This window comes from Alkalibacterium gilvum, assembly GCF_900109085.1.
GTDB classification, from domain to species: domain Bacteria; phylum Bacillota; class Bacilli; order Lactobacillales; family Carnobacteriaceae_A; genus Alkalibacterium; species Alkalibacterium gilvum.
Genome location: NZ_FNYW01000091.1, coordinates 1 through 1,132, shown reverse-complemented (window position 1 = coordinate 1,132; position 1,132 = coordinate 1). Strand labels below are relative to the sequence as shown.

1 protein-coding gene is annotated in these 1,132 nt (G+C 34.2%); it reads left to right on the top strand.

Annotated features, from left to right (window positions below):
• Positions 1 to 1,132, top strand: a 1,132-nt coding sequence (locus tag BMX83_RS10675; RefSeq protein WP_143059546.1) for an ISL3 family transposase, incomplete at both ends; no start/stop codon positions are given.

Genomic DNA, 1,132 nt, shown 5'->3' with positions numbered 1-1,132 from the left:
TGATGTACCTAATGAAAAGTTCATTGTTTTTAAAAACGGAACACAAACGTCTCGCGTTACTTACCCAATGGCAGGAATTTATCCTACCTATTTACGTATTAAAAAACAGCGATATTTATGTAAAAATTGTGGAAAGAGCTTTACTGCTAAAACGCCAATCGTTAAACGCAACTGCTTTATTTCGAACTATATAAATGCTCAAATCCTAGATCAATCTCGCAACGTACAATCAGTAAAAGATATTGCCAAGGATACTAATGTATCAGAAGCGACTGTACAACGTGTCTTAACTAATGAAGGCGAATGTATCAGGCCGCATTATCATTCTCTCCCTGAACATATGTCTTTTGATGAATTCAAATACGCCAGCGGTCGTATGGCATTTGAATATATTAATGTCGAAACAGGCGATATTCTCGATATTTTACCAGCTAAAGATAGTCGATATGTCACACAACATTTTTTATCTCGTTATAGTCTTAATCAAAGAAGTAATGTACAAACAATAACAATAGATATGAATGCTAGTTATATTAGTTTTATACCGAAGTTATTTCCCAATGCAAAAGTGATTATTGATCGGTTTCATATTATCCAGCTTTTAAACCGTTCAATGAACAAAACACGCGTAGCTATAATGAATCAGCTGAATAATTCGAATGGGGAGAATCAGAAAAAGTATCGGCGATTGAAGCGTTATTGGAAGAAGATATTAAAGAAAGCCAATAATATATCTCATACAAGTTATGACTACTATCGCTTGTTTGGTCAACGAACAGAGGGAGCTATCATATCAGAAATGCTCGACTATGATCCCAAACTCAAAGCTACTTATGATTTATATCAGTCTATTATAGCCGCTGTGGAAGCGAACGATTACGAACGACTATGTTTTATCTTGAATCAACCATGTTCGTCTGATGTATCAACCTATTTAAAGACTAGCCTAAAAACATTGAGAAAACATTTAAGTGCGATTCGCAACACCTTCATTTATCCTTACAACAATGGAAGAATTGAAGGGATCAATAACAAAATAAAGGTTCTAAATAGAGTAGCCTATGGCTACCGTAATTTTTCTAACTATAAAAATAGAATTTTATTGCATTTCAAGCTAAATCCAAACACGACG